The following is a 21,752-nucleotide window of genomic DNA, read 5'->3' on the forward strand; positions in this document are numbered from 1 at the left end:
CGCGAGGATGCGGGCATGGCGACGCAGTGGTTCTACGACACGAGCACCGGCACGGTGCAGGAGCTGGAGAAGAAGGGGCAGCAGAAGGACCTGCTGGGGCCCTACGCGACCCGCGAGGAGGCCGAGAACGCGTTGGCCACCGCCCACGCGCGCACCGAGGCCAACGACGCGCGGGACCGGGAGGAGGACGACTGGTGAGGGGCTGAGTCCGTCGGGGAGGACCCCGACCCGGGTCGGGGGCACCCCTGAGGTCGTCCGCGCGTTGGCCTGGGTGATCCGCGACGACGGACGTACGGGGAGGCACCGTTCCTCCACCGTGGGGTGGATGCCCGGGGCTCGCACCGTCGGTGAGGATCGGACGACCGCCCGCGACGGCTCCGGGCACCGACCTAGGATCGGGGCCACGCCCGAGGGGGCGCGGGTGGACGCACGCCGTGACGAGGGGAACGCACCACATGTCGGAGTCGCTGGACCTGAGCAAGCCGCTGAACCCGCCGGCCGCGGCGACCCCGCCGGCCCCGGCCGTCAGCGACCTGCAGCTCACCCCGCCCGCCCCCGTGCCCGTGGTCGCCGAGGACGCCGCCGAGGGCATGATCCCGCTGGACGAGGCCACCAGGGTCGAACTGACCCGCAAGGCCCAGGCGTTCGTCGCCGACCTCGCCGCCCAGGACCCGCGCAGCCCCGCCTTCCAGAAGAAGGTCGACGACATCACGCGCATGGGCGAGCAGGAGGTCCGCTCCTCCGCCCAGGTCTCCAACCGGATGCTCGAACGGCCCCAGTCCAGCCTGGCCGGGGCCAAGGGGCAGAAGGCCTCCGGCCCGGGCGCCGACGCGCAGGTCAAGGTCGCGAACACGCTGCTGGAGCTGCGTCAGACCGTCACCGACCTCGACCCCGGTCGCGCCGACCTGCGCGGGGCCAAGAAGGTGCTGGGGATCATCCCCTTCGGCAGCAAGATCCAGCGCTACTTCGAGCGCTACCAGGACGCCCAGTCCCAGCTCGACGCCATCATCAAGGCGCTCGCCAGCGGGCAGGACGAGCTGCGCAAGGACAACGCCTCCATCGAGTCCGAGAAGCAGAACCTGTGGACGACGATGGGCAAGCTCACCGAGTACGCGACCCTGGCCAAGGCGCTCGACGCGGCCACGGTCGCCAAGATCGACGAGCTGCGCGTGACCAACCCCCAGGCCGCTGACGCCCTGACCTCCGACGCGCTCTTCCCCATCCGCCAGCGCCACCAGGACCTGCTGACCCAGCTCGCCGTCAGCGTCCAGGGCTACCTCGCGCTGGACCTGGTGCGCAAGAACAACATCGAGCTCATCAAGGGTGTCGACCGGGCGCAGACGACGACGGTCGCCGCGCTGCGCACGGCCGTGATCGTCGCCCAGGCCCTGGCCAACCAGAAGCTCGTCCTGGACCAGATCAACGCCCTGAACACGACGACGAACCAGATGATCCTGTCGACGTCGGAGATGCTCAAGCAGCAGACCGCGCAGATCCACCAGCAGGCCTCCACCGCGATGGTCGACGTCGCGACGCTGCAGAAGGCGTTCGACAACGTCTTCGCGACGATGGACGCCATCGACACCTTCAAGCAGCAGGCCGTCGTGAGCATGGCCTCCACCGTCGACGCCCTCGAGGGCCAGGTGCACCGGTCGCGGTCCTACCTCGAGCGCGCGCGCAACGGTGAGCAGGGGGCCGGTCCGGCCCTCGAAGGTCCCCGGTGAGCTCGGTGGCCGGCCCGACCGCGCGCTCGCGCAGCGACGTGCGACCCTCGCGCGCCCTGCGGCGGCCACCGGGCGCGACCGGGGCGGTCGAGGGGGCCGTCGAGGGGGCGGTCGTGCGCCGGGGAGCCGCGCAGGCCCCGCCCGAGCTCGTCTCGCGGCGGCTGCGCAGCCGGACGTGGCGGGCCGCGAACTCGTGGTGGCTGGCGATCCCGGCGGTGGGGTTGCCGTGGTTGTCGTTCCTCTACATGGGGCTGCGGGCCCGCCGGGTCCGCTGGGTCCTGGCCGCGATCGCCTACCTGCTCGCCTTCGTGGGGGCGGGGACGACGATCGGGCTGGGGCTCGTGGGAAGCGAACTGCTGATCGTGCTCGGGGCCCTCGTCGGCACCGGCGCGTGGGGTCTGGGGTTGATGCACTCGGTCATGGCGAACTCGACGTGGTTGCGGATCAAGGCGGCCTTCACGGGCGAGCCGGTGGTCGAGGCCGTCCCGGCCCCGGCGCCGGTGGGACCGGCCGCGCCGGCCGACCCCGTCGCGGCGCTGCAGGAGCGGCTGCGCGACGTCGTGCGCACGGCGAACCGCGCCGGCGGGCGCCTGCCCGACGGGGCCGTGCCCGCCGTCCGCGAGATCGAGGACGTCCTGAGGCCCCTCCTGGCCCACGTCGCCAAGCGCGGCGCCGACGTCGAGGAGCTGCACAACCTCGAGGCCATCGTCACCGAGTACCTGCCGGGCGCGCTGGAGCACTACCTCGACCTGCCCGAGGACTACGCCCTGACGAACCGAGGACCGAACGGCGCGACCCCGGCCGAGGAGCTCGTGAACCAGCTCGGCCTGCTCGTGGAGGGCTCGCGCGACCTGCAGCGCGCCGTCTACGACCAGGACGCGCGCAAGCTGTCCGTCCAGGGGCGCTTCCTCGACGCGAAGTTCCGCCGCTCGGACCTGGACCTGTAGGGAGGACGCCGGTGGGAGTCGAACTCGGCAAGGGGGACGGCGGCAAGCCCCGGGAGCGGGTCGAGCCGCTGCCGCAGGTGCGCACCGACGGGGCGCTCGCCCGGACCACGCCGCCGCCCGCGCCCTACGAGAAGCGGGAACCGTCGGTGCCGGCCCAGGCCGAGCCCGCCCGGGGGGTGAGCCCGCAGGCCCTCGGTCTGCTCACGGCGGCCTGGACCGCGGGCTGGATCATCGCCTTCGCCAACGGCGTGTGGTGGCTCGGCCTGGTCATGCTCATGGTGAACGGCCCCCTGTTCGGGTACGTGCGGCACCGGGGCGTGCCGTGGGCCGGCGGCGAGCGCCGGGCCCGGCGCCTGGAGCGGCACCGCGCCCGGGCCCTGCGCCACCAGGGCACCCCGCTGCAGGGACCACCCGCGCCGCAGGCCCTCCCGGACCCCGTCTCGCAGGCCGAACGGGCGCTGGCCGGTGCCGTGGTGCGTTCCGAGACCTCCGGCGGGCGCATCGACGCCGAGTCCGTGGAGCTCGTCCGGGAGGTCGACCACCTGCTGCGGCCCATGCTCGCGCAGCTGCGCACGCGCGAGGCCGACCCGCAGGTCCGCCACGACCTGGAGACCCTGGCGGGCGAGCACCTGCCGCGCACCGTCGACGACTACCTCGTCCTGCCCGACGACTACGCCCACGAGCACCGCACGTCGGCCGGGACGACCCCGGCCGACGAGCTGCGCAGCCAGCTGCAGCTGCTCGTCGAGGGCTGCCGGCAGCTGCGCGAGGCCGTGCTGGCCCGCGACGTGGACCGCCAGCAGCAGCAGAGCCGGTTCCTGGAGTCGAAGTTCCGCAAGAGCGACCTGGACCTGTGAGCCCGGCGTGGGGATCGAGCTGAGCAGACCCGGCGAGGAGCCGCGGCGGGCCGTGGTGCCCGAGCGGGAGGTCGAGGTCGTGCGGGCCGAGGACCTCGAACCGCGGCTGGGGGCGGACCTGCCGGTGCTCGGCTGGATCCCGGACGCGCAGTTCCAGCTCTTCCGCTTCGTCGGTCTCGGGGGCTGGATCGTGCTGTACGCGGTCCTCGGCCCCCTCGGGTTGTGGTGGGTCGGGTTCCTGGCGATGTGGGCGTGGATCGGGGCCAACGTCGCCTACGAGAACGAGGCCCGTCGCCGTCGCCGGCTGCGCCGGCACTACCGGCGCGCGGTGAAGCTCGGCTTGGCCGTCCCGGCGTTCGGGGTCGAGGCGGCCCCACCCCGGCGGGCGCCCGAACCCGCCGTCGCCACCCCGGCCGCGCCGCCCGCCGCCCCGGCCCCCCGGGTCAGCGCCGCGGAGAAGGCGCTCGTCGCGACCGTCCGCCGCGTCGACACCAGCGACCGCTTCGAGCGCACCGACGTCGTCCTGGTCCACGAGGTCGCCGACCTGCTCGGGCCGCTGCTCGTGCGGGTCGCCGAACGCGGGGCCGACCCGCAGGTCCGCCACGACCTGGAGACGGTCGCCGGTGAGCACCTGCCCCGCACGGTCGACGACTTCCTGTCGTTGCCGCGCGACGTGGCCAGCGACGGTCCGGCGCAGGAGCTGCGCAGCCAGCTGCACCTGCTCGTCGAGGGCTGCCGGCAGCTGCGCACGGCGGTGCTGGCCGCCGACGTGGACCGCCAGCAGCAGCAGAGCCGGTTCCTGGAGACCAAGTTCCGGCGCAGCGACCTCGACCTGTGACCCCCGGGGACCGGTGATCCCCCCGGGACTCACCTCGTGCGGTAGGAAGGGATCATGACCCTCGACGTTCAGCTCGTCGGCTCGACCACGCAGATGGCCGTGGTGACGCTGCGTCCCGGCCAGACGGTCTACTGCGAGGCCGGCAAGTTCCTCTTCTCCTCCGGCGACGTCGTCATGGAGACCAAGCTGTCGGCGCCCAGCGACCCGAACGGCCCCGGTGGCGGCGGTGCCGGGGGGCTCGGCGGTCTGCTGCGCGGTGCCGCGAACGCCGGCAAGCGGATGCTGGCGGGGGAGTCGTTCGCCTTCCAGCACTTCCACACCCCCGGTGGGGACGGTCTGCTCGGCCTGGCCGGGGTCCTGCCCGGGGAGATGCGCGTCCTGGAGCTCGACGGGCGCACGACGTGGTTCGCCGAGAAGGACGCGTTCGTGGCCGCCGAGGCGGGGGTCCACTTCGACATCGCCTTCTCGGGGTTCGGGCAGGGCCTCATGGGCGGGGAGGGCTTCATCCTGGAGAAGTTCACCGGCCGCGGCTCGCTGATGATCGCCGGCGCCGGGGACTTCATCGACATCAACCCCGCCGACTACGGGGGCACCATCCGCGTCGACACCGGCTGCATCGTGGCCTGGGACGACCGGATCACCTACGGCGTCGAGACCGTGGGCCGGCTCAACCGGCAGGGGATCATGAGCGCCGTCTTCGGCGGCGAGGGGCTGACGCTGGCGACCCTGCGCGGCAACGGGCGCGTCATCCTGCAGTCGGTCACCATCGAGGCCTTCGCCAAGGCCCTCGTCAAGAACAGCGCCAAACCCGACCAGCAGGGGTTCGGCGCGCTCGGCGGCCTGTTCTCGGGGTCGCGGGACTGAGCCCGCGGGACCGGACGGGCCCGCCGGGCACTTCCGTGGGCCGGTGATCGTTGGCCCACCGTCAGCACCACCGACACGATCCAGAACGACACCAGAGGAGCGACACACCATGGGCGTCAGCCTCAGCAAGGGCGGCAACGTCTCCCTGTCCAAGGAAGCGCCGGGCATGACCAAGGCCGTCATCGGCCTGGGCTGGGACGCCAACTCCTTCACCGGGTCCGAGTTCGACCTGGACGCGCAGGCCATCATGGTCGGCCCGAACGGCAAGGTGCCCAGCGACGGCTACTTCGTCTTCTTCAACCAGCTGAAGTCCCCCGAGGGCTCGGTCGAGCACACCGGCGACAACCGCACGGGCGAGGGCGAGGGGGACGACGAGGTCATCAACGTCAACCTCGCGACCGTCCCGGCCGAGATCGACAAGGTCGTCTTCACCGTCGCGATCTACGACGCCGACACCCGCAAGCAGTCCTTCGGCCAGGTGCGCAACGCCTACGTGCGCGTCGTGAACGCCGAGGGCGGCACCGAGGTCGCGCGCTACGACCTGTCCGAGGACGCCTCCACCGAGACCGCGATGGTCTTCGGCGAGCTGTACCGCAACGGCAGCGACTGGAAGTTCCGCGCGGTCGGCCAGGGCTACGCCAACGGTCTGCGCGGCATCGCGACCGACTTCGGCGTCAGCGTCTGACCCTCGCGCTCCCCACCGACCGCGCGGCCCGCAGGACGGGGCCGCGCGGTCGGTGCGTGTGCGTGTGCGTGGGCTGGGCGTCAGGTGAGAGGGTGCGGTGTCCGGCCCTCACGGGCCCCAACGAACAGGAAGCTGACTGGTGATCCTCAAGACCTACGGGTGGGCCTTCGGCGTCACCGCACTGGGCCTGGTGCTGGCCGTGCTCTACGACGGCTGGGCCGGCATCGGGCTCGTCGCGATCCTGGCCGTCCTGGAGATCAGCCTCTCCTTCGACAACGCGGTCGTCAACGCGACGGTGCTGCGGCGGATGAACGCCTTCTGGCAGAAGATCTTCCTGTCCGTCGGCATCATCATCGCCGTCTTCGGGATGCGGCTGGTCTTCCCGCTGCTGCTGGTCGGCATCACGGCCAGCCTCACCCCCGTCGAGGCGGTCCGGCTGGCTCTGCAGAAGGGCGACCCGGAGGAACCGGGCACCTACGGGTACCTGCTCAACGCCGCGCACCCCACGATCGCGGCCTTCGGCGGCATGTTCCTGCTGATGCTCTTCCTCAACTGGATCTTCGGGGAGAAGGAGCACCACTGGCTCGCCCCGCTGGAGCGGCTGCTGGAGAAGGTCGGCCGCGTCGAGGCCATGTCGACCATCGTCGGCGGCGCGATCCTGTTCCTCGTCGCGGAGACCTTCGCGCAGGACCACGCCCAGACGGTGCTGGCCTCCGGGATCCTCGGCATGGTCGTGTACCTGCTGGTCAACGGGCTGGGTGAGCTCTTCAACGTCGAGGACGACGACGAGGAGGACGACGAGGACGCACCGGAAGGCGCCGGGGAGCCCAGGGCGGCCCGCGGGCCCTCGCAGCTGGCCGTCGTCGGCGGCAAGGCCGCCTTCTTCCTGTTCCTCTACCTCGAGGTCCTCGACGCGTCCTTCTCCTTCGACGGCGTCATCGGCGCGTTCGCCATCACCAACGACGCGATCGTCATCGCCATCGGCCTGGGGGTCGGCGCGATGTACATCCGGTCCATGACGGTCCACCTGGTCCGCGAGGGCACGCTCTCGCAGTACGTGTTCCTCGAGAACGGCGCCCTGTGGGCCATCGGGGCGCTGGCGGCGATCCTGCTCTACAGCATCGAGCACGAGGTGCCCGAGGTCGTCACGGGGCTGATCGGGGTCGCGTTCATCGTGGCGGCGCTGATCACCTCGATCGTGCACAACCGGCAGCACCCCGAGGACAAGCACCTGGACCGGACGCCGCAGCACGCGAGCTGACGCCGGGGACGCGGGACGGGACGGGGAGGAGCAGGAGGGACGACGGTGAGCGGGACGAACGGCCGACCGGCCGAGGCGGTGCACAACTTCCTCGGGCGCCCCGGGCCCCGGCGCAGCACCCGCTCGCTCGCCGACCACCTGAACCCGCCCCGCCCCGCCCCGCGACCGGCTCCGAGCCCCGCACCGCGACCCGCCCCGACGCCCCCCGCGGCACCGGCGCGGGTCTCCGCCCCGCCACCGGAGGCCGTGGTCGGGCAGGCCAGGGCCAGCGAGCGCCGGGTCGTCCTGGACGACGAGCGCCCCGTCCTGACCATCCCGGCGGCCGAGCGCGGCGGCGGCACCCTGCGCTTCACCCTCGCCTGGGAGCAGATCGTGACGTCGTCCGGGCTGCACCGTTCGTCCGACGTCCACCTGGGGTGCTTCTGGCAGACGCGCGACCGTCGCTCGGGGGCGCTGCAGTCGCTGGGTGAGCTGCTCGCCGCCCCGGGGTTCGGCGCCCGGCAGGTGCTGCGCCTGGGGGCGCGCAGCGAACAGGCCGGCGAGGAGGTCCTCGCCGACGCCGCGCACCTCGACCTGCTGCGCCGGGTGGTCTTCTACGCCTACTCGCAGGGCTCGCGGCCCCCGGACTACGCGCGCCTGGCACCGCACCTGAGCATCGCCCGCCGGGCAGGGGGCACCGTCCAGCTGTGGACGGGGGAGCCGCCCGCCGGGGCCCGCACGTGCGCGCTCGCCTCGATCCACGACGTCGGCGGTGACCTCGTCGTGCGCCGCGAGAACGAGTTCTTCGAGGGCCCTGCGCGCGACGTCGCCCTCGCCTACGGTTTCGACGACCTCGACTGGAACGCCGAGGGCACCGTGCCCCGCCCGTCCTGAGCCGTCGTCCCGAGCCGTCCGTCCCGAGCACCGCCCGCACCCGTCCGACCCACGAGGAGGAACCATGGCCGTGAGCCTGACCAAGGGCCAGAAGCTGTCGCTGAGCAAGACCGGGGGCGGTGAGCTCACCCGCGTCTTCATGGGCCTGGGCTGGGACGCCGTGGCCAGGGGCCTGTTCCGCAAGAAGTCCGTGGACATCGACCTCGACGCCAGCGTCCTGCTCTTCGACGCCTCGAGGAAGCTCGTCGACGAGGTGTGGTTCCAGCAGCTGCGCAGCAAGGACGGCTCGGTCACCCACACCGGGGACAACCTCACCGGCGAGGGCGACGGCGACGACGAGGTCATCCACATCGACCTGCCCGCCGTGCCCGCGAACGTCGCCTCGCTGGTCTTCACGGTCTCCAGCTTCACCGGGCAGAACTTCTCCCAGGTGCAGAACGCCGTGTGCCGGCTCGTCGACGCCGGCCAGCCCGCCGAGGTCGAGCTCGCCCGCTACGAGCTGTCCGACGCCGGCCCGCACACCGCCCAGATCATGGCCAAGCTGACGCGCGAGGGGTCGGGCTGGGCCATGACCGCCATCGGCGCCCCCGCCCAGGGCCGGCACATCCGCGACCTGCGCGACGCCGTCGCGGCCCACCTGTAGCCACCGGTGCGGCACTTCAGCACCCTCGACGAGGACCAGACGCAGCGGCTCTTCCTGCACCGCCCGCGCCCCGTCGACGTCACCGCCGACCGCGACCAGCTCGCGGTCGCCCTCGGGGCCACGCTGTACTGCCCCGCGACCCGGCAGAAGCTGGCCGGGGACCTGCTCAAGCTCGCCCGCCGCGGGGTCCTGTCCGCCGTGGCGTGCCTGGAGGACTCCGTGCCCGACCACCGCGTGGCCGAGGCCGAGGAGATCCTCGTTCGCGAGCTCGCGGGCCTGGCCCGGACCCCCGAGTGGACCGCGGGGTCCCCGCTCATGCTGTTCGTCCGCACCCGGACCCCCGCGCAGCTGCTCGACGTCGTCGACCGGGCCGGGGTGGGCCTGGAGTGCCTGCAGGGCTTCGTCGTGCCCAAGTTCGGCGGCGCGGGCCAGCCCGACCCGCACGAGTGGCTCGAGGCCGTCCGGACCGCCTCGGCGCGCGCGGGCCGGCGGCTGTGGGCCATGCCCGTCCTGGAGAGCCGCGACGTGGCCCACCTCGACACCCGGCAGGCCGCCCTGTTCGCCATCCGCGACGTGCTGGACGCCCACCGCGACGTCGTCCTGGCCGTGCGCACCGGCGCCACCGACCTGTCCGCCGCCTACGGCCTGCGCCGGCCCCGCGGGCAGACCGTCTGGGACGTGCGCGTCGTCGCCGACGTGCTCGGCGACGTCATCAACGTCCTCGGCCGCGCCGACGGGACCGGGTACCCCATCACCGCCCCCGTCTGGGAGCACTTCAGCTCCGGTGAACGCGTCTTCCGCACCTCCCTGGCCGCCTCGCCGTTCGCCGAGGGGGCCGAGGAGCTGCGCGAGCAGCTCATCGCCGACGACCTCGACGGCCTCGTGCGCGAACTCGTCCTCGACCGCGTCAACGGGCTGCAGGGCAAGACCGTCATCCACCCCTCGCACGTCGCCGTCGTGCACGCCACGTCCGTGGTCACCCACGAGGACTTCTGCGACGCCAGCGACGTCGTCGCCCAGGACGGCGGCGGGGCGATGGCCTCGGCCTACCGCAACAAGATGAACGAGGCCGGACCGCACCGGGCCTGGGCCGAGCGGGTCCTGCTGCGCGCGCGGGCGTTCGGGGTGGCCCGTGAGGACGTCTCCTACGCCCACCTGCTGCAGGCCCAGGACGACGCCTGGCGCGCCTACCGCGCCGCCGCCGACGCCGCCACCGCCGACGTCGCCACCGACGGGGCCGACGTCGCGTGAGGCCCACCACGACCGGCACCACCCGGCAGTGGGTCGCCGACCGCCTCGGGGTGCGCGTCGAGGGGGACCCCGGCGTCGACGGGCTCACCGTCGGCGACCTCGTGGGCCTGGCCCTGCGGCGCAACCCCCGCCGCGCGCACCTGCTCGTCAGCCGCGTCCTCGGCAAGCACGTCCCCACCGACCCCCGGCTGGTGCGCGCCGCCGGGCTGCGGCTCGGGGCCCGCGTCGCGGCCGTCCTCGGCGTCCCCGATACCCCGGGCGCCGACCCCGCCACCTGGCGCGCGGCCCTGGACTCCGAGCCCGTGGCGGCCGCGGCCGTGCTCGCCGGCGCCCGCCGCGCCCCCGCCCGCCCGGACGCCGTCGTCCTCGGCTACGCCGAGACGGCCACCGGCCTCGGGCAGACCGTCGCCGACGCCCTCGGCTGCGCCGGGCTGCACTCCACCCGCCGCGACGTGCCCGGCGCGCCCGACTGGGCCGGTTTCGAGGAGGAGCACTCCCACGCCACCGGCCACCGGCTGCTGCCCACCGACCCCGCCGTGCGCGCGGCGCTCGCCGATCCCGCGGCCCCCCTCGTCCTCGTCGACGACGAGCTGTCCACCGGCCGGACGGTCGTGAACACCCTGCGCGCCGTCCACGCGCTGGCCCCGCACCGGCACTACGTCGTGGCGGGTCTGGTGGACCTGCGCTCGCCGGCCGACCGGGCCCGGCTGGACGACCTGGCGGCCGAGCTGTCCACGCGGATCGACGTGGTGGCGCTCGCCGACGGCCGGGTGGAGCTGCCCGAGGACGTCCTGGTGCGCGCCGCCGAGCTCACCGCGAGCGTCGAGCCCGTCGTCCCGGCCCCCGCGACGGCCCGCGCGACGGCCGGCGAGGTCGAACCGGTCCGGGTGGACTGGCCAGCGGGCCTGCCCACGACGGCCCGGTTCGGGACGGCCCCCGGGCACGGGGAACGCGTGGCGTCGGCCGACCTGGTGCGGCACCTGCTGCCCGGGCTCACCCCGGGCGGCGACGTCCTCGTGCTGGGCTCGGAGGAACTCCTGCACGCGCCGCTGGCCGTCGCGACCCAGCTCGCCGAACGGTTCGCCGGCACCGTCCGGTTCTCCTCCACGACGCGCTCACCGGTGCTGGCCGTGGACGACCCCGGCTACGCCGTCCGCAGCTCCGTCGCGTTCGGCTCCCACGACCCGGCGCAGGACGGGCCGGGGGTCCGCTACGCGCACAACGTGTCCCGGCCCACGCCCTGGGACGCCGTCGTGCTGGTCGTCGACTCCGCCTCCGACCCCGCCGCCCTGCGCGCCCCCGACGGCGTCCTCGCCGCCCTGGCCCCGCACACCGCGCGCCTGCTGCTCCTGACGCTGCCCGCCGACTCCTGGAGGAAACCCGCGTGAGCCTGCCCCCGGCCCTGAGCGGCCCGCAGTTCGGTTCCTACCGTCCCGACGAGGTGAGCTGGTTGCTCACCGACCTGTCCGGTGCCGAACTCGAAGCCCCCGCCGAGGAACGCGAGGAGGCCATCCAGAGCGGCGGCGCGCACTACGCCGAGTCGCTGCCCGTGGAGTACCAGCCCAGCCCCGAGTACCAGCGGCTCTTCCTCGACGCGCTGGCGCGCGGCGCGCGGCGGGTGGCCCTCGGCGTGGGCGTCGTCGCCGAGCTCCTGCAGGCCGACCGCGGCGAGGACCTGCTCCTGGCCTCGCTGGCCCGCGCCGGCACCCCCATCGGAATCCTGTTGCGCCGGTGGGCGATCCGGCAGGGCCGGCACTGGCCGCACGTCGCCGTCTCCATCGTGCGCGGCAAGGGGATCGACGAGGTCGCGCTGCGCTGGATCGCCGCGCACCACGACCCGGCGAAGGTCGTCTTCGTCGACGGCTGGACCGGCAAGGGGGCGATCGTGCGGGAGCTGTCCGCGGCGCTGGCCCGGTTCGGCGGGTTCAGCGACGACCTCGCGGTGCTCGCCGACCCCGGCCGCTGCGTGCGGACGTTCGGCACCCGCGAGGACTACCTGATCCCGTCGGCGTGCCTGAACTCCACGGTCTCCGGGCTCGTCTCGCGCACCGTCCTGAACGACCGGCTCACCGGACCGGGGCAGTTCCACGGCGCGAAGTTCTACGCCGACCTCGCCGGCGCCGACCTGTCGAACCGCTTCCTGGACGAGGTGGCGGCGTGCTTCGACGACGTCGCCGCCGAGGTCCCCGCGGCGCTCGCGGCGATCCGGGCCGGGGACCGGGAGGCCGCCTTCACGGGCTGGGCCGAGGTGGAGCGCGTCAGCGAGCACTACGGCATCGGTGACGTGAACCTCGTCAAACCCGGGGTGGGGGAGACGACGCGCGTCCTGCTGCGGCGCGTGCCGTGGCGGGTGCTCGTGCGGCCCGAGGCCGAACTCGCCCACCCCGACGACCTGGCCCACGTGCGGTTGCTCGCCGACCAGCGCGGCGTGGTCGTCGAGGAGGTCCCCGGGCTGTCGTACTCCGCGATCGGCCTGATCCACCCGCGGTACACGCGCGGGGCGACCGGGGCGGACGGGAAGGCCGTCTGATGCGGTTGCTCGCGGCCAGCGACCTGGACCAGACGCTCGTCTTCTCCTCCCGCTCGGCGCAGGCCGACCCCGCCGGGCTGGTCCCCGTGGAGGAGTACCGGGACGCGACGATCTCCTGGGTCACCCCCGGGGCGTGGTCGGTGCTCGCCGACCTCGTCGCCTCGGGCGGTTTCGTCCCGGTGACCACCCGGACGCCCGAGCAGTACGCCCGGATCCGGTGGCCGCAGGAGCCGCCGCGGTACGCGGTGTGCGCCAACGGCGGGGTCGTCCTCGTCGACGGGGTCCCCGACGCGGACTGGGACACGGCCGTGCGGGAACGGCTGCGGGCCTCGGCGCCGCTGGCGGACGTGGTGGCCGTCCTGACGCGGCTGGCCCGCGAACTCCTCGCCGTGGTGCCCGGGTCGCAGGAACCGTCGGTGCGGGAGGTCCCCGGCCTGTTCGGCTACGTCGTCCTGCGCGAGGGCCAGCGGGAGGCGCTCGAGGGCCCCCGGTTGGGCGACCTCACCGCCCGGTTCGACGCGTGGGGGTACGCGGTGTCGCTGCAGGGGCGCAAGCTCTACGCCGTCCCGCGCCCGCTGACGAAGTCGGCGGCCGTCGCCGAGGTCGTCACCCGTTGCGGAGCGGAGGGTTTCGTCGCCGCGGGGGACTCCCTGCTGGACGTCGACCTGCTGCTGGCGGCGCAGTCCGCGCGTCGTCCGCGGCACGGGGAACTGCTGCGCACCGGGTGGCAGGACCCGGGCGTGGAACTCACCGACGCGGCCGGGGCCGCGGCGGGTGAGGAGATCGCCCGCTGGTTGCTGGCCCGGACCGCGGGCTGAGCCGCCCCGGACCGGCGCGCCGGCTGTCGTCGATGGCCGCTCCTGGTCCGGGCCCTCAGCTGATCCTCGGGGGACCACCAGCGTTCTCCCGCGACGCAGCGCTGTCAAGGCGTTGCGTCGGAACCGCTTTCCGGGGCGAACCCCGGAAACCCCCGGGGGTGGTGACCCCCTTCCGGGTGCCTTGACGCTCCGTGCTGGGGGGAGTACACCTTCATGCGTTCGGTACGCACGTCGGGGAGCGTCGGGGGGCGCGCCCGGACGGCGCCGGGCACGTGCCGGTGCGGACACGTCGGTGTGTCCGCCACCCCCCCGCTCCCCGCCGGGCCGCGAGTCCTCCCCACGTCACGTCCGGGTTCCTCGACGGTGGCCACCGGGCGCCGGCCCACTTCCGCTGCACGCGAGAACCAGGAGACGGCGATGGACGTCGGCACCATCGAGGAGAACCCGCAGGCCGGTCGGCGCCGGTCGCTGCTGTCGGCGCCCCACCTCGACCGGCCCCCGCTCGACCGCCCGCCGGGCGACCCGGCGGTCGCCGCGGAGCGGCTCGAGGAGATCCGCCAGCACCACCTCGACCGCTACCGCCGGCGGGAGGTCGTCGCGGCGACGACCACACCCGCCGGGGACCGGGTCGACTGGGTCCCCGTGGAGTCCCAGGCGCCGGGGCGGCCCGCCGAACCCCCCGAAGCTCCCGAAACTCCCGAAGCCCCCGAGGCCGCGGGGTCCGGCGTCGGCGCCGAACGGCCCACCCGGTCCGCGGCACGGCCGCCCGTCGAGCAAGGGCCACCCGGAACGGTTCCGTTGCTGCGCAAGGACATCGACGCCATGCGGCCGGTCGGCACCCTGCAGGACTACCTGGCCAAGGGCTTGCACCCGCGCATCGTCACCCCGCCCGACAACCCCAACCGGCCCGAGACCGGCGCCGCGCACGAGTACGCCCACGCCTGGCAGACGGTCACCAACTACGGGACCGAGGGGTACGTCAACACCTGGAAACCCTACGTGCAGTGGTCGAACGAGTTCTCCCTCGGCCAGCAGTGGACCGTGCGGGGCACCGGCACGGGGCTGCAGACCCTCGAGGTGGGCGCGCAGACCTACAAGGACGTCTACGGCGACTGGGAACCGCACCTGTTCATCTACTACACGACCACCGGGTACACGAGCAGCGGCGACGACGTCGGCGGCTACAACACCGACGTCCGGGGGTGGGTGCAGGTCGCCACGAGTTCCTTCCCGGGCATGCGGGTCGCCGAGAGCGTCGCCGGTGGCGACCAGTACGACCTGTTCGTCAAGGTGCAGCTGCACCAGGGCAACTGGTGGGTCCGCATCGGGGCCGAGTGGATGGGGTACTACCCGGCCAGCTTGTACTCCGAGACGGGGCTGCGGTCGATGGCCGACCAGACCGACTGGGGCGGGGAGATCGTCGACGACACGGTCAACCACCCCGAGAGCTCCCAGACCGACATGGGCAGCGGCGCCTTCGCCCGCGAGGGGTGGACGCACGCGGCGTACATGCGGAACCTGCGCTACCAGAGCGACGACGCCGGGACCATGACGGACCTGCAGGGGACCCCGCAGGTCACCGACGCCACCGAGTACGACATCTCCGCCGACTTCAGCGGGACCAGCGGGTGGGGTTCGTACTTCTACTGGGGCGGACCGGGGGCCGCGTGATGCCGGACGGCGCCCCGGACCTGCCGCAGGTCCTGCCCTCGGCGGCCGACGCCGAGTTCGAGTGCGTGCTCGCCGACCCGGCGGCGGCCCGGGCCCCCTCGACCGGCGGTTCCCCGACGGCGGTGTGCCCGCCCGGGTACGTGCCGCGCCGCAAGCAGACGACGGCGTACCGCCTGCGGGGCAAAGAGGCCGTCACCGAGGGGCCGCCGCAGGAGAACCCCGGGGGGAGGGACGGTGCCGGGAGCTGAGGTGCTCGGCGGACCGGCCCGCCGGGCCCTGCTGGGGATCGACCTGGAGGTGCTGCACCGCGTCCTGCCCTTCCGTCCCGGGGTCCCCCGCGCCGAGGTCGGCGTCCCGGTCAGCCCCACCGGGCGGGTCGACGACACCGTCCTGTTCGAGGACCCCCTCGATCCCGCGGCGGTGTCCTACCTGCCGCGGTACCGGTTGCGGGTGCTCGCCGAGACCGGTCGCTACGACATCGCCACGACCCTGGTGGACGGGCTGTGGCGCACGGTGTTCGGTCTGGAGAGCTACCCCGCCCCCGAAGTGGACCGCCCCGGCGCGGCGATCCTGCCGCACGAGCTCTCCGTCACCGTGTCCACCCGCGGGGAACTCGCCCGCGAGTACCCCGTGGCCGAGCTCGACCCCGGCCTGGGGCCGACCCGCAACACCCCGCAGGTCGTGCTGCTGCTGACCCTGCCGGAGCGGGACGCGCTGCTGCGGGCGTTCACGCGCGACGAGGACCAGGCCCTGCTCGTGGTGCACCGCAGCGTCTCGGTGGCCGTCCCCGCCCACCGGCTCCCGCCACGTCCCGACCTGGCCGTCGCCCTCGGGCCGGACGTCCTGGCCACCCACGTGATCCTGCCCGACCTCCTCGTGGACCCCGACCCGGGCCCTCACCCGGAGCCGGTGCAGGAGCTGGTCGAGCACGTCGAACGCGTGCCGGTCGACCGGCCGCGACCGGAGGAGACCGGCACCGCCGTCGTCACCGCCGGCCTGGCCCGGGCCGCCGGGCTGCACGTGGACTTCCGCCAGCAGCTCACCGTCGACCGGGGCTTCGCCGGTGCCCTGCGCCCCGTCGACGTGGGCGCCGGTGCGCTGCTGCGACGGTTCCAGTCCCCCGAGGTGGCCGAGGTCGGCGAGGTCGCCGAGGTGGCTGACCTCGCCCGCCTGGAGCGGTTCCGGGACGTGGTGCGCGACCACCGGGGGCTGCCCGGTCGGGGACCGGTCCGGGGCTGGCCCCGGCCCTTCCCGAAACCCTTCCCGTGGCCCTTCCCCGCACCCGTCCCGGACCCCGATCCCGACCCCGGTTTCGTCGTGACCAGCTCGAGGCAGGACTGCGGGATCGCGCTGCGCTTCGACGTCGCCACCCACCCGTACCTGTTCCCCTCCGGGCAGCCGCCCACGACGAAGGGCTTCGCGACGTTCGTCGTGCCCTGGCCCCCCGAGGGACCGGCCTCGCGCGGGCACGTCTACCTCCAGGACCAGGACTGCGGCAACGTCTTCCTGCACCTGCCCGACGTCTTCCTCGTGGGCCGGGCGGGGGAGGCGCCGTACGGGCCCGAGCTGTCGTTCACCGTGGGCCGCGCGAGCGCGCCCGACGGCACGGAGCAGGCGCTGGCGCTGGTCAGCGCGCACCTGGTGCCGCAGACGTCCGCGGCCCGGCTGGCCGACGCCCGGCGGGCCCTGGCCGCGCACGTCCCCGCCGGTGGGGCCCCCGTGGAGCTGCGACCGGCGATCCAGCCCGCCACCTGCCGCCTGGACCTGCCCGGCGGTCCCGTGACGACGGCCGCCGCCCCCGACCTCGTCGCCGGCTGGTGGATCGCGGAGAGCTTCTCCTTCGAGGCGTTGCGGGAGGTCTACGCCGTGCTCGGGTCCGGGGCGGGGAACCCGCTGCGCGGGCGGGTCGACGTCACGGCCGGGGACGCCACCCACCAGGTGCCCGTGGAGCTGCGGCTGGACCGGCCCGCGGTGCCCCCGCTGAGCTGGACCGAGACGCCGCGCGAGGACGGGTCCTGGACCGTGACCCTGACGAACGTCGGTACCGACCCGCTGAGCGTGCCCGGACCCCCGGCGTGGGTCGTCACGGACGCCGGCCCGGTCCCGGCCACCGTGACGGGCCCGACCCCGGCCACGATCGCCCCGGCCGCGACCCTGGACCTGGTCGTCACCGGTCCCCCCGGGGCGAGCGACGTCCAGCTGGACGTGACGGGCGTCCGGGTCGTCGTGACCCCCGAGGCCGTCGTGGCCCAGACCCTGGACCGGCGCGTCGAGCGCCTGCCGCGCAGGGTGAAGCTGCTGACGACCGCCGCCGGCCTGGGACGCACGGGCGACCCGGCGCAGGACCTCAGCGCCATCGGCGTCGAGTTCGAGGGGGTCGCCGGCGCGGTGCTGCTCGACGCCGACACCCTGCAGCTCGACGTCGCCGTCCCCGTCCCGCTGCGCGACTGGCTGCTCGACCGCGGGGAGGGGACGTACTCGTTCCGGCAGACGCTCGTCCACGTCGCGGGCACCAGCACGGCCGACACCGCGTGGCGGTCCTCGGACAGCAGCCTCCTCACGTTCCCGCAGGCGTAGGGGGACGGCCGTGTTCACCGGACTGCCCGACCTCGGCCGGCCCGACGGGCCGCGCGGTTTCGCCGTCCACGACGAACCGGGGGCGGTGTGCGTGCTCCCGACGCGCCTGAGCGCGCACCCGCTGCGGATCGACCGGTACGTGCAGGACCGCGGCGACCGCGTCACGCGCTTCACCCTGGTGCAGGCGGGTTTCGAGATCGGCGGGGACGAACCGGGCCCGTCCCGGGTCCGCCCGGCCCCGCTGGGGTCGGGGTGGGTCCGGCTCAGCGCCCCGGCGGCCCTCGACGTCCCCGCCGCCGCCCTCGCCCCGCAGCCCTGGGACGCCGCGACCGGGGTCGTGCTGCCCACCCTGGTCCGGCTCGACGACGTCACCGGCGAACTGCTCGCCGGGGCCGTGCGGGGCGGGCTGCAGACCCTCGGCGCCGTCGTGCTCGTGACCGTGCCCGGCGTCGCCGCGCGGTGCCCGGGGCAGGTCACCGTCGACGCGCGACGGTTCCTCGCCGACGTCGGGACCGACCCCGTGGCCCCGGACGACCTCCTCGACCGCACCGCCGCCGGCTGGGCCGGGGTGTCCGTCGCGGGCGGGCCGCAGGACCCGCGGACCTGGGCCGCGGCGGTGCTGGACCGCCTCGTCGCACGGCTCGCGGTGCCCGCCCTGGACGCGGACCGCGAGGGCTGGCGCTTCGCGGCCGACCCCGGCGGGACGCCGACGTTCTCCTGGGACCTGACCGGACCCTGCGCGGCGCGACGGCTGCTCCGGCTGGCCTGCGACCCGCTGCGGGGAACGGCCGCGGTCGTCACCGACCACGTCGTGGCCCCGCTGAGCGACGGCCGGGAACGGGTCCTCGTCCACAGCACCCTGCCCGGCCTGCCCGCGGGGGTGCTGGCCGCCACCGCGACCCTCACCGCCCCCGCGACCCCCGCCCGGCCGTTCCCGGCCGAGGTGACCGCCGACCTGCGACCCCCCGGCCCCAGCGAGGTCGTCCTGGCGCTGGCCCCCGGCGAGACGCTCGCCTACGACCTCACCGGCGCCGCGGCCCTGGAGACCGACCGCGGCCCCCGCACCGTCGAGGGCGCCGCCCGCCCCGTCGCCGAGGACCGCACGCCCGTGCTCACCCCCGCCGACCTCGGGATCCGGGTCCTGCCCGTGCACGCGACCCGCGCCCTGCTCGACCTCGCCGACGTCACCGTCAGCGCCCGCACCACCCGGCTCGTGCGCGACCCCGCGGTGTGCACCGCCTCCGTCGTCCTGCGGGCCGGGGCGGGGGACGGCTGGCTGGCCGTCCCCCGCGACGCGCACCAGGTGAGCCTCACGGCGCTCGCGAGCGCCCACGCCGACCCCGCGCGGACCGTGGGCCGGGACCTGCCCGACGCGGAGGTCTGGCTCGACCCGTTCTCCTTCCCCGACGCCCCGTGGGCCGACCCCGGACCCCGGCCCGAACCGGTCCTGGTCGCGGAGGTGGACGGGCTGCGGGCGGCCGGGACGGCGACGGACCCCGACTGGCGGTTCCTGCCGCTGCGCGCCGGGGTCGTGCGCGACGGGACGGGACAGCCCCAGCTCACCCTCGTGGAGGCGGCCGGGCTGGCCTGGCTGACCGTCGGCACCGCCCTGGAGCTGTCCGACGCCGCCCAGGACGCGCTGCGCACGCGGGCCCTGGCCGCGGGCGCGCCCGCCGGGCTGCGGCTGGCCCCGGCACCCTTCGAGGTCGACGGCGCGGCCGAGCTCCGGCTCGCGCGCGACGGCTCGGACACCACCCTGGCCACGGCCGTGACGTCGGCGACCACGAGCCAGGACGCCGCGTTCAGCGTCCAGCTCGCCCCCGACGACCTGGCGCCGGTGCACCGGGCGCTGGCCGGTGAGACGGGCCTGCTCCGGGTCCGGTACGTGCTGCGGGTCGCCGCCTCCGGCCCGCTCGCGCAGGCCCTGGCCGCCGGGCCCGTCACCGTCGAGACCGACGCCGCCACCTGGCGGCCCTGATCCCCGCTGCGAGAGGAAGACGAGATGCTCAAGCTCGACGACGTCCGGCTGCTCGAAGGCCACCAGATCCACGGTGACGACGACCCCGGCCGGTCGAACGTGTTCTACGTCATGCCGCGCTACCCGCGGATCGCACGGCTGGAGACCGGGGGACTGGCCCTGCGGTTCGTCGAGTACGACGCGATCCGCCGCCAGGGGGAGAGCCAGTTCGGGGGTTTCGTCGCCTTCGACACCGACCTCAGCTTCCTGCCCGGGACGATGGACCTCATCCGCAAGGGGCTGCAGGACGAGCTGGACCACCGGTTCAGGCCGTTCGGGGGGGACGCGCTGAAACCCGACATCCAGACCGTCCCGTGGCTGAGGGGCGCCGTGAAGCTCCTCCTGCAGCAGGACGGCAAGATCGTCGAGAAGCTCAGCGGTTCCACCGTCCCCTCGCTGACCGGGTACAACACCGCCTGCTTCTTCCTGGAGCTGACCGTCCTCGGGACGGCGATCTTCAAGGAGACCCTGAGCCGGGGGACCGCCTCGGCCATCCAGGTGATCTACGACCTCGACCACTACGTGCGCCTGCCGCAGTCGCACGCGTGGGGCCACTGGCACGCGGACTCGTTCTACTCGTTCTTCCAGGACGTCGACACCGAGGACAACTTCTGGAGCGAGGACAGCTACACCGAGATCACCAACTCGACGCGGTACAAGAACGAGGTCACCGAGACCCACTTCGACCTCGTCGCCGACCCGGGCCTGACGGGGGAGCAGCAGGCCGAGTTCGACGCCGCCATGCGGGCCTCGATCATGAGCCAGCTCGACGCGGCCGTGCAGCGCAACCTCCTCGAGGCCGTCCAGGCCGTCGACCCGAACGTGAAGGGCTGGACCGAGGACCAGGACATCGAGGACGTCCACCGGGAGATCTCCACGACGCAGATCTCCGACGTCCGCGTGGAGTGGACCGAGGCCAAGGCGGTGATCCGCACCATCCACCCGCAGGGGATGCTGCCGACCGTCACCAGCCTGCAGGACACGAACGGCGCCGCCCTGAGGTGGGAGGACTACTACTCCAGGATCAGCGTCGACGAGTTCCTGCGCTCCCTGCTCGTCTCGGTCCGGGTGGACGCCGACTTCCCGGGGTACGGCATCACCCTCGTCGAGGTGAAGATCCGCTACCCGCACGGCGAGAACGCCAAGACCGTCGAGGCGACCTTCACGAAGGACGACGCCGGCACGCCCCAGAAGGCGGAGTTCATCGTCGCGGACAAGATCCGGACGTTCTTCTGGTCGTACACGGTGAACTTCACCGGGGACACCCCGCCGTGGACGTCGCCGGAGGTCGAGGACGACGGGACGGACCTCAACGTCAAGGTGCACGACCTGCCGGTCCTCAAGCTCGACGTCGTCAACGGGGACATCAACTTCGAGCAGGTCGCCCGGGCCCGGGTCCGGGTGCGCTACGAGGGGGGCGAGCACCCCGTCGAACGGTTCTTCAACCTCACCGAGCAGGACGGCACGCACCAGCTGCTGGAGGTGATCGGCGAACCCCGCGCGGGGGACGTCACCTACCAGACCACCTACACGATGAAGGGTGACGGCCGGGAGATCACGGGCCCCGAGCTGCGGACGGACGCGAGCACCATCTCCGTCGACGACCCGTTCCGGGCCCTGCGCACCGTCACGTTCCAGGCCGTGGGGGACCTGACGGACGACATCGACGACGTGACCGTGCAGGCCGTCTACGAGGAGCCCGCGAACACCTACCGCCGCGACTTCGCGGTGACCCTCAGCGGCACCGGCAAGCCGTTCGACGTCTGGACGTTCCCGACGGTCGACGAGGCGCAGGGCAAGCTCTCCTACACCGCGACCGTGCGCCACCGCGACGGCACGAGCGAGGACGTCGAGGTCACCGACGCCAAGGGCACCCGCTTCGAGCTCGGCCGCAAGTTCGTCGACAAGCTCGACGTCGCGATCGTGCCGGACCTGCTGGACTGGACGAAGCTGAAGCTGGTCAACGTGTCGCTGAAGTACCTGCACAGCACCCCGCCGAAGACCGACGACTTCCTCTTCCGGTCGGGGGACACCGGCGCCAGGACGTGGTCGGTGTTCCTGCCGAAGGGCGAACCGGCCTCCTACAGCTACAGCGCCACGTTCTTCCTCCTCGACGGCAGCAAGAAGACCGACGCGAAGGACGACGCCACCGAGGAGTCCCTGTTCCTGGACCTTCCCGCCTGACCCGTCGCGAGG

At 74.1% G+C, this 21,752-nt stretch carries 17 protein-coding genes and 1 pseudogene; all 18 read left to right on the forward strand.

The genetic code is table 11. The annotated features are described in order from the left end of the window. The first annotated feature begins 15 nt into the window (after nucleotides 1-15). The 18 genes and pseudogenes from CLV37_RS06065 to CLV37_RS06155 all read left to right on the forward strand — a co-directional run bounded on the left by CLV37_RS06065 (nucleotide 16) and on the right by CLV37_RS06155 (nucleotide 21,740). The gene (locus CLV37_RS06065) at nucleotides 16-198 is read left to right on the forward strand and encodes a hypothetical protein (RefSeq protein WP_106208129.1); all 183 of its coding nucleotides are present in this window, start codon (nucleotides 16-18) and stop codon (nucleotides 196-198) included. A gap of 257 nt (nucleotides 199-455) precedes the next feature. Further along, nucleotides 456-1,724, forward strand: a complete 1,269-nt coding sequence (locus tag CLV37_RS06070; protein ID WP_106208131.1) for a toxic anion resistance protein — start codon at nucleotides 456-458, stop codon at nucleotides 1,722-1,724. Beyond that, a complete protein-coding gene (locus CLV37_RS06075; protein WP_106208133.1) occupies nucleotides 1,721-2,671 on the forward strand; it encodes a hypothetical protein in 951 nt (316 codons plus the stop codon). The genes CLV37_RS06070 and CLV37_RS06075 overlap by 4 nt, the downstream gene beginning before the upstream one ends. Before the next feature lie 11 nt (nucleotides 2,672-2,682). Continuing rightward, nucleotides 2,683-3,528, forward strand: a complete 846-nt coding sequence (locus tag CLV37_RS06080) for a hypothetical protein (RefSeq protein WP_106208135.1) — start codon at nucleotides 2,683-2,685, stop codon at nucleotides 3,526-3,528. 7 nt (nucleotides 3,529-3,535) lie between these two features. Beyond that, entirely contained in the window at nucleotides 3,536-4,366 is an 831-nt protein-coding gene (locus CLV37_RS06085; protein WP_106208137.1) for a hypothetical protein, read from the forward strand. Between the two features lie 54 nt (nucleotides 4,367-4,420). Continuing rightward, nucleotides 4,421-5,230 (forward strand): AIM24 family protein, encoded by an 810-nt coding sequence (locus CLV37_RS06090; protein ID WP_106208139.1) that lies wholly within the window; start codon nucleotides 4,421-4,423, stop codon nucleotides 5,228-5,230. Nucleotides 5,231-5,339: 109 nt separating this feature from the next. Next, entirely contained in the window at nucleotides 5,340-5,915 is a 576-nt protein-coding gene (locus CLV37_RS06095; RefSeq protein WP_106208141.1) for a TerD family protein, read from the forward strand. 139 nt (nucleotides 5,916-6,054) lie between these two features. Further along, the gene (locus tag CLV37_RS06100; protein ID WP_106208143.1) at nucleotides 6,055-7,176 is read left to right on the forward strand and encodes a DUF475 domain-containing protein; all 1,122 of its coding nucleotides are present in this window, start codon (nucleotides 6,055-6,057) and stop codon (nucleotides 7,174-7,176) included. 45 nt (nucleotides 7,177-7,221) lie between these two features. Next, a complete protein-coding gene (locus tag CLV37_RS06105) occupies nucleotides 7,222-8,049 on the forward strand; it encodes a hypothetical protein (RefSeq protein ID WP_106208145.1) in 828 nt (275 codons plus the stop codon). Between the two features lie 64 nt (nucleotides 8,050-8,113). Beyond that, nucleotides 8,114-8,692, forward strand: coding sequence for a TerD family protein (locus CLV37_RS06110; protein ID WP_106208147.1), 579 nt, complete (start codon nucleotides 8,114-8,116; stop codon nucleotides 8,690-8,692). 6 nt (nucleotides 8,693-8,698) lie between these two features. After that, complete coding sequence (locus CLV37_RS06115; RefSeq protein WP_106208149.1) at nucleotides 8,699-9,943, forward strand: HpcH/HpaI aldolase/citrate lyase family protein; 1,245 nt, start codon at nucleotides 8,699-8,701, stop codon at nucleotides 9,941-9,943. After that, nucleotides 9,940-12,473 (forward strand): annotated as a pseudogene (locus CLV37_RS28975) (phosphoribosyltransferase). The gene CLV37_RS06115 and the pseudogene CLV37_RS28975 overlap by 4 nt, the downstream one beginning before the upstream one ends. Further along, the gene (locus CLV37_RS06130; RefSeq protein WP_106208155.1) at nucleotides 12,473-13,291 is read left to right on the forward strand and encodes an HAD family hydrolase; all 819 of its coding nucleotides are present in this window, start codon (nucleotides 12,473-12,475) and stop codon (nucleotides 13,289-13,291) included. The pseudogene CLV37_RS28975 and the gene CLV37_RS06130 overlap by 1 nt, the downstream one beginning before the upstream one ends. Nucleotides 13,292-13,708: 417 nt before the next feature. Further along, nucleotides 13,709-14,962, forward strand: a complete 1,254-nt coding sequence (locus CLV37_RS06135; RefSeq protein WP_170127075.1) for a neprosin family prolyl endopeptidase — start codon at nucleotides 13,709-13,711, stop codon at nucleotides 14,960-14,962. After that, on the forward strand, nucleotides 14,959-15,210 hold the full coding sequence (locus CLV37_RS06140) for a hypothetical protein (RefSeq protein WP_106208158.1): 252 nt from the start codon (nucleotides 14,959-14,961) through the stop codon (nucleotides 15,208-15,210). Before CLV37_RS06135 ends, CLV37_RS06140 begins: the two co-directional genes overlap by 4 nt. Continuing rightward, nucleotides 15,197-17,539 (forward strand): hypothetical protein, encoded by a 2,343-nt coding sequence (locus CLV37_RS06145; protein ID WP_146149315.1) that lies wholly within the window; start codon nucleotides 15,197-15,199, stop codon nucleotides 17,537-17,539. The genes CLV37_RS06140 and CLV37_RS06145 overlap by 14 nt, the downstream gene beginning before the upstream one ends. Before the next feature lie 10 nt (nucleotides 17,540-17,549). Next, a complete protein-coding gene (locus CLV37_RS06150) occupies nucleotides 17,550-19,517 on the forward strand; it encodes a hypothetical protein (RefSeq protein ID WP_106208162.1) in 1,968 nt (655 codons plus the stop codon). A 24-nt stretch (nucleotides 19,518-19,541) separates the two neighbouring features. Beyond that, a complete protein-coding gene (locus CLV37_RS06155) occupies nucleotides 19,542-21,740 on the forward strand; it encodes a hypothetical protein (RefSeq protein WP_106208164.1) in 2,199 nt (732 codons plus the stop codon). Nucleotides 21,741-21,752: the final 12 nt, after the last annotated feature.

The organism is Kineococcus rhizosphaerae (genome assembly GCF_003002055.1).
Taxonomy (GTDB): Bacteria; Actinomycetota; Actinomycetes; order Actinomycetales; family Kineococcaceae; genus Kineococcus; species Kineococcus rhizosphaerae.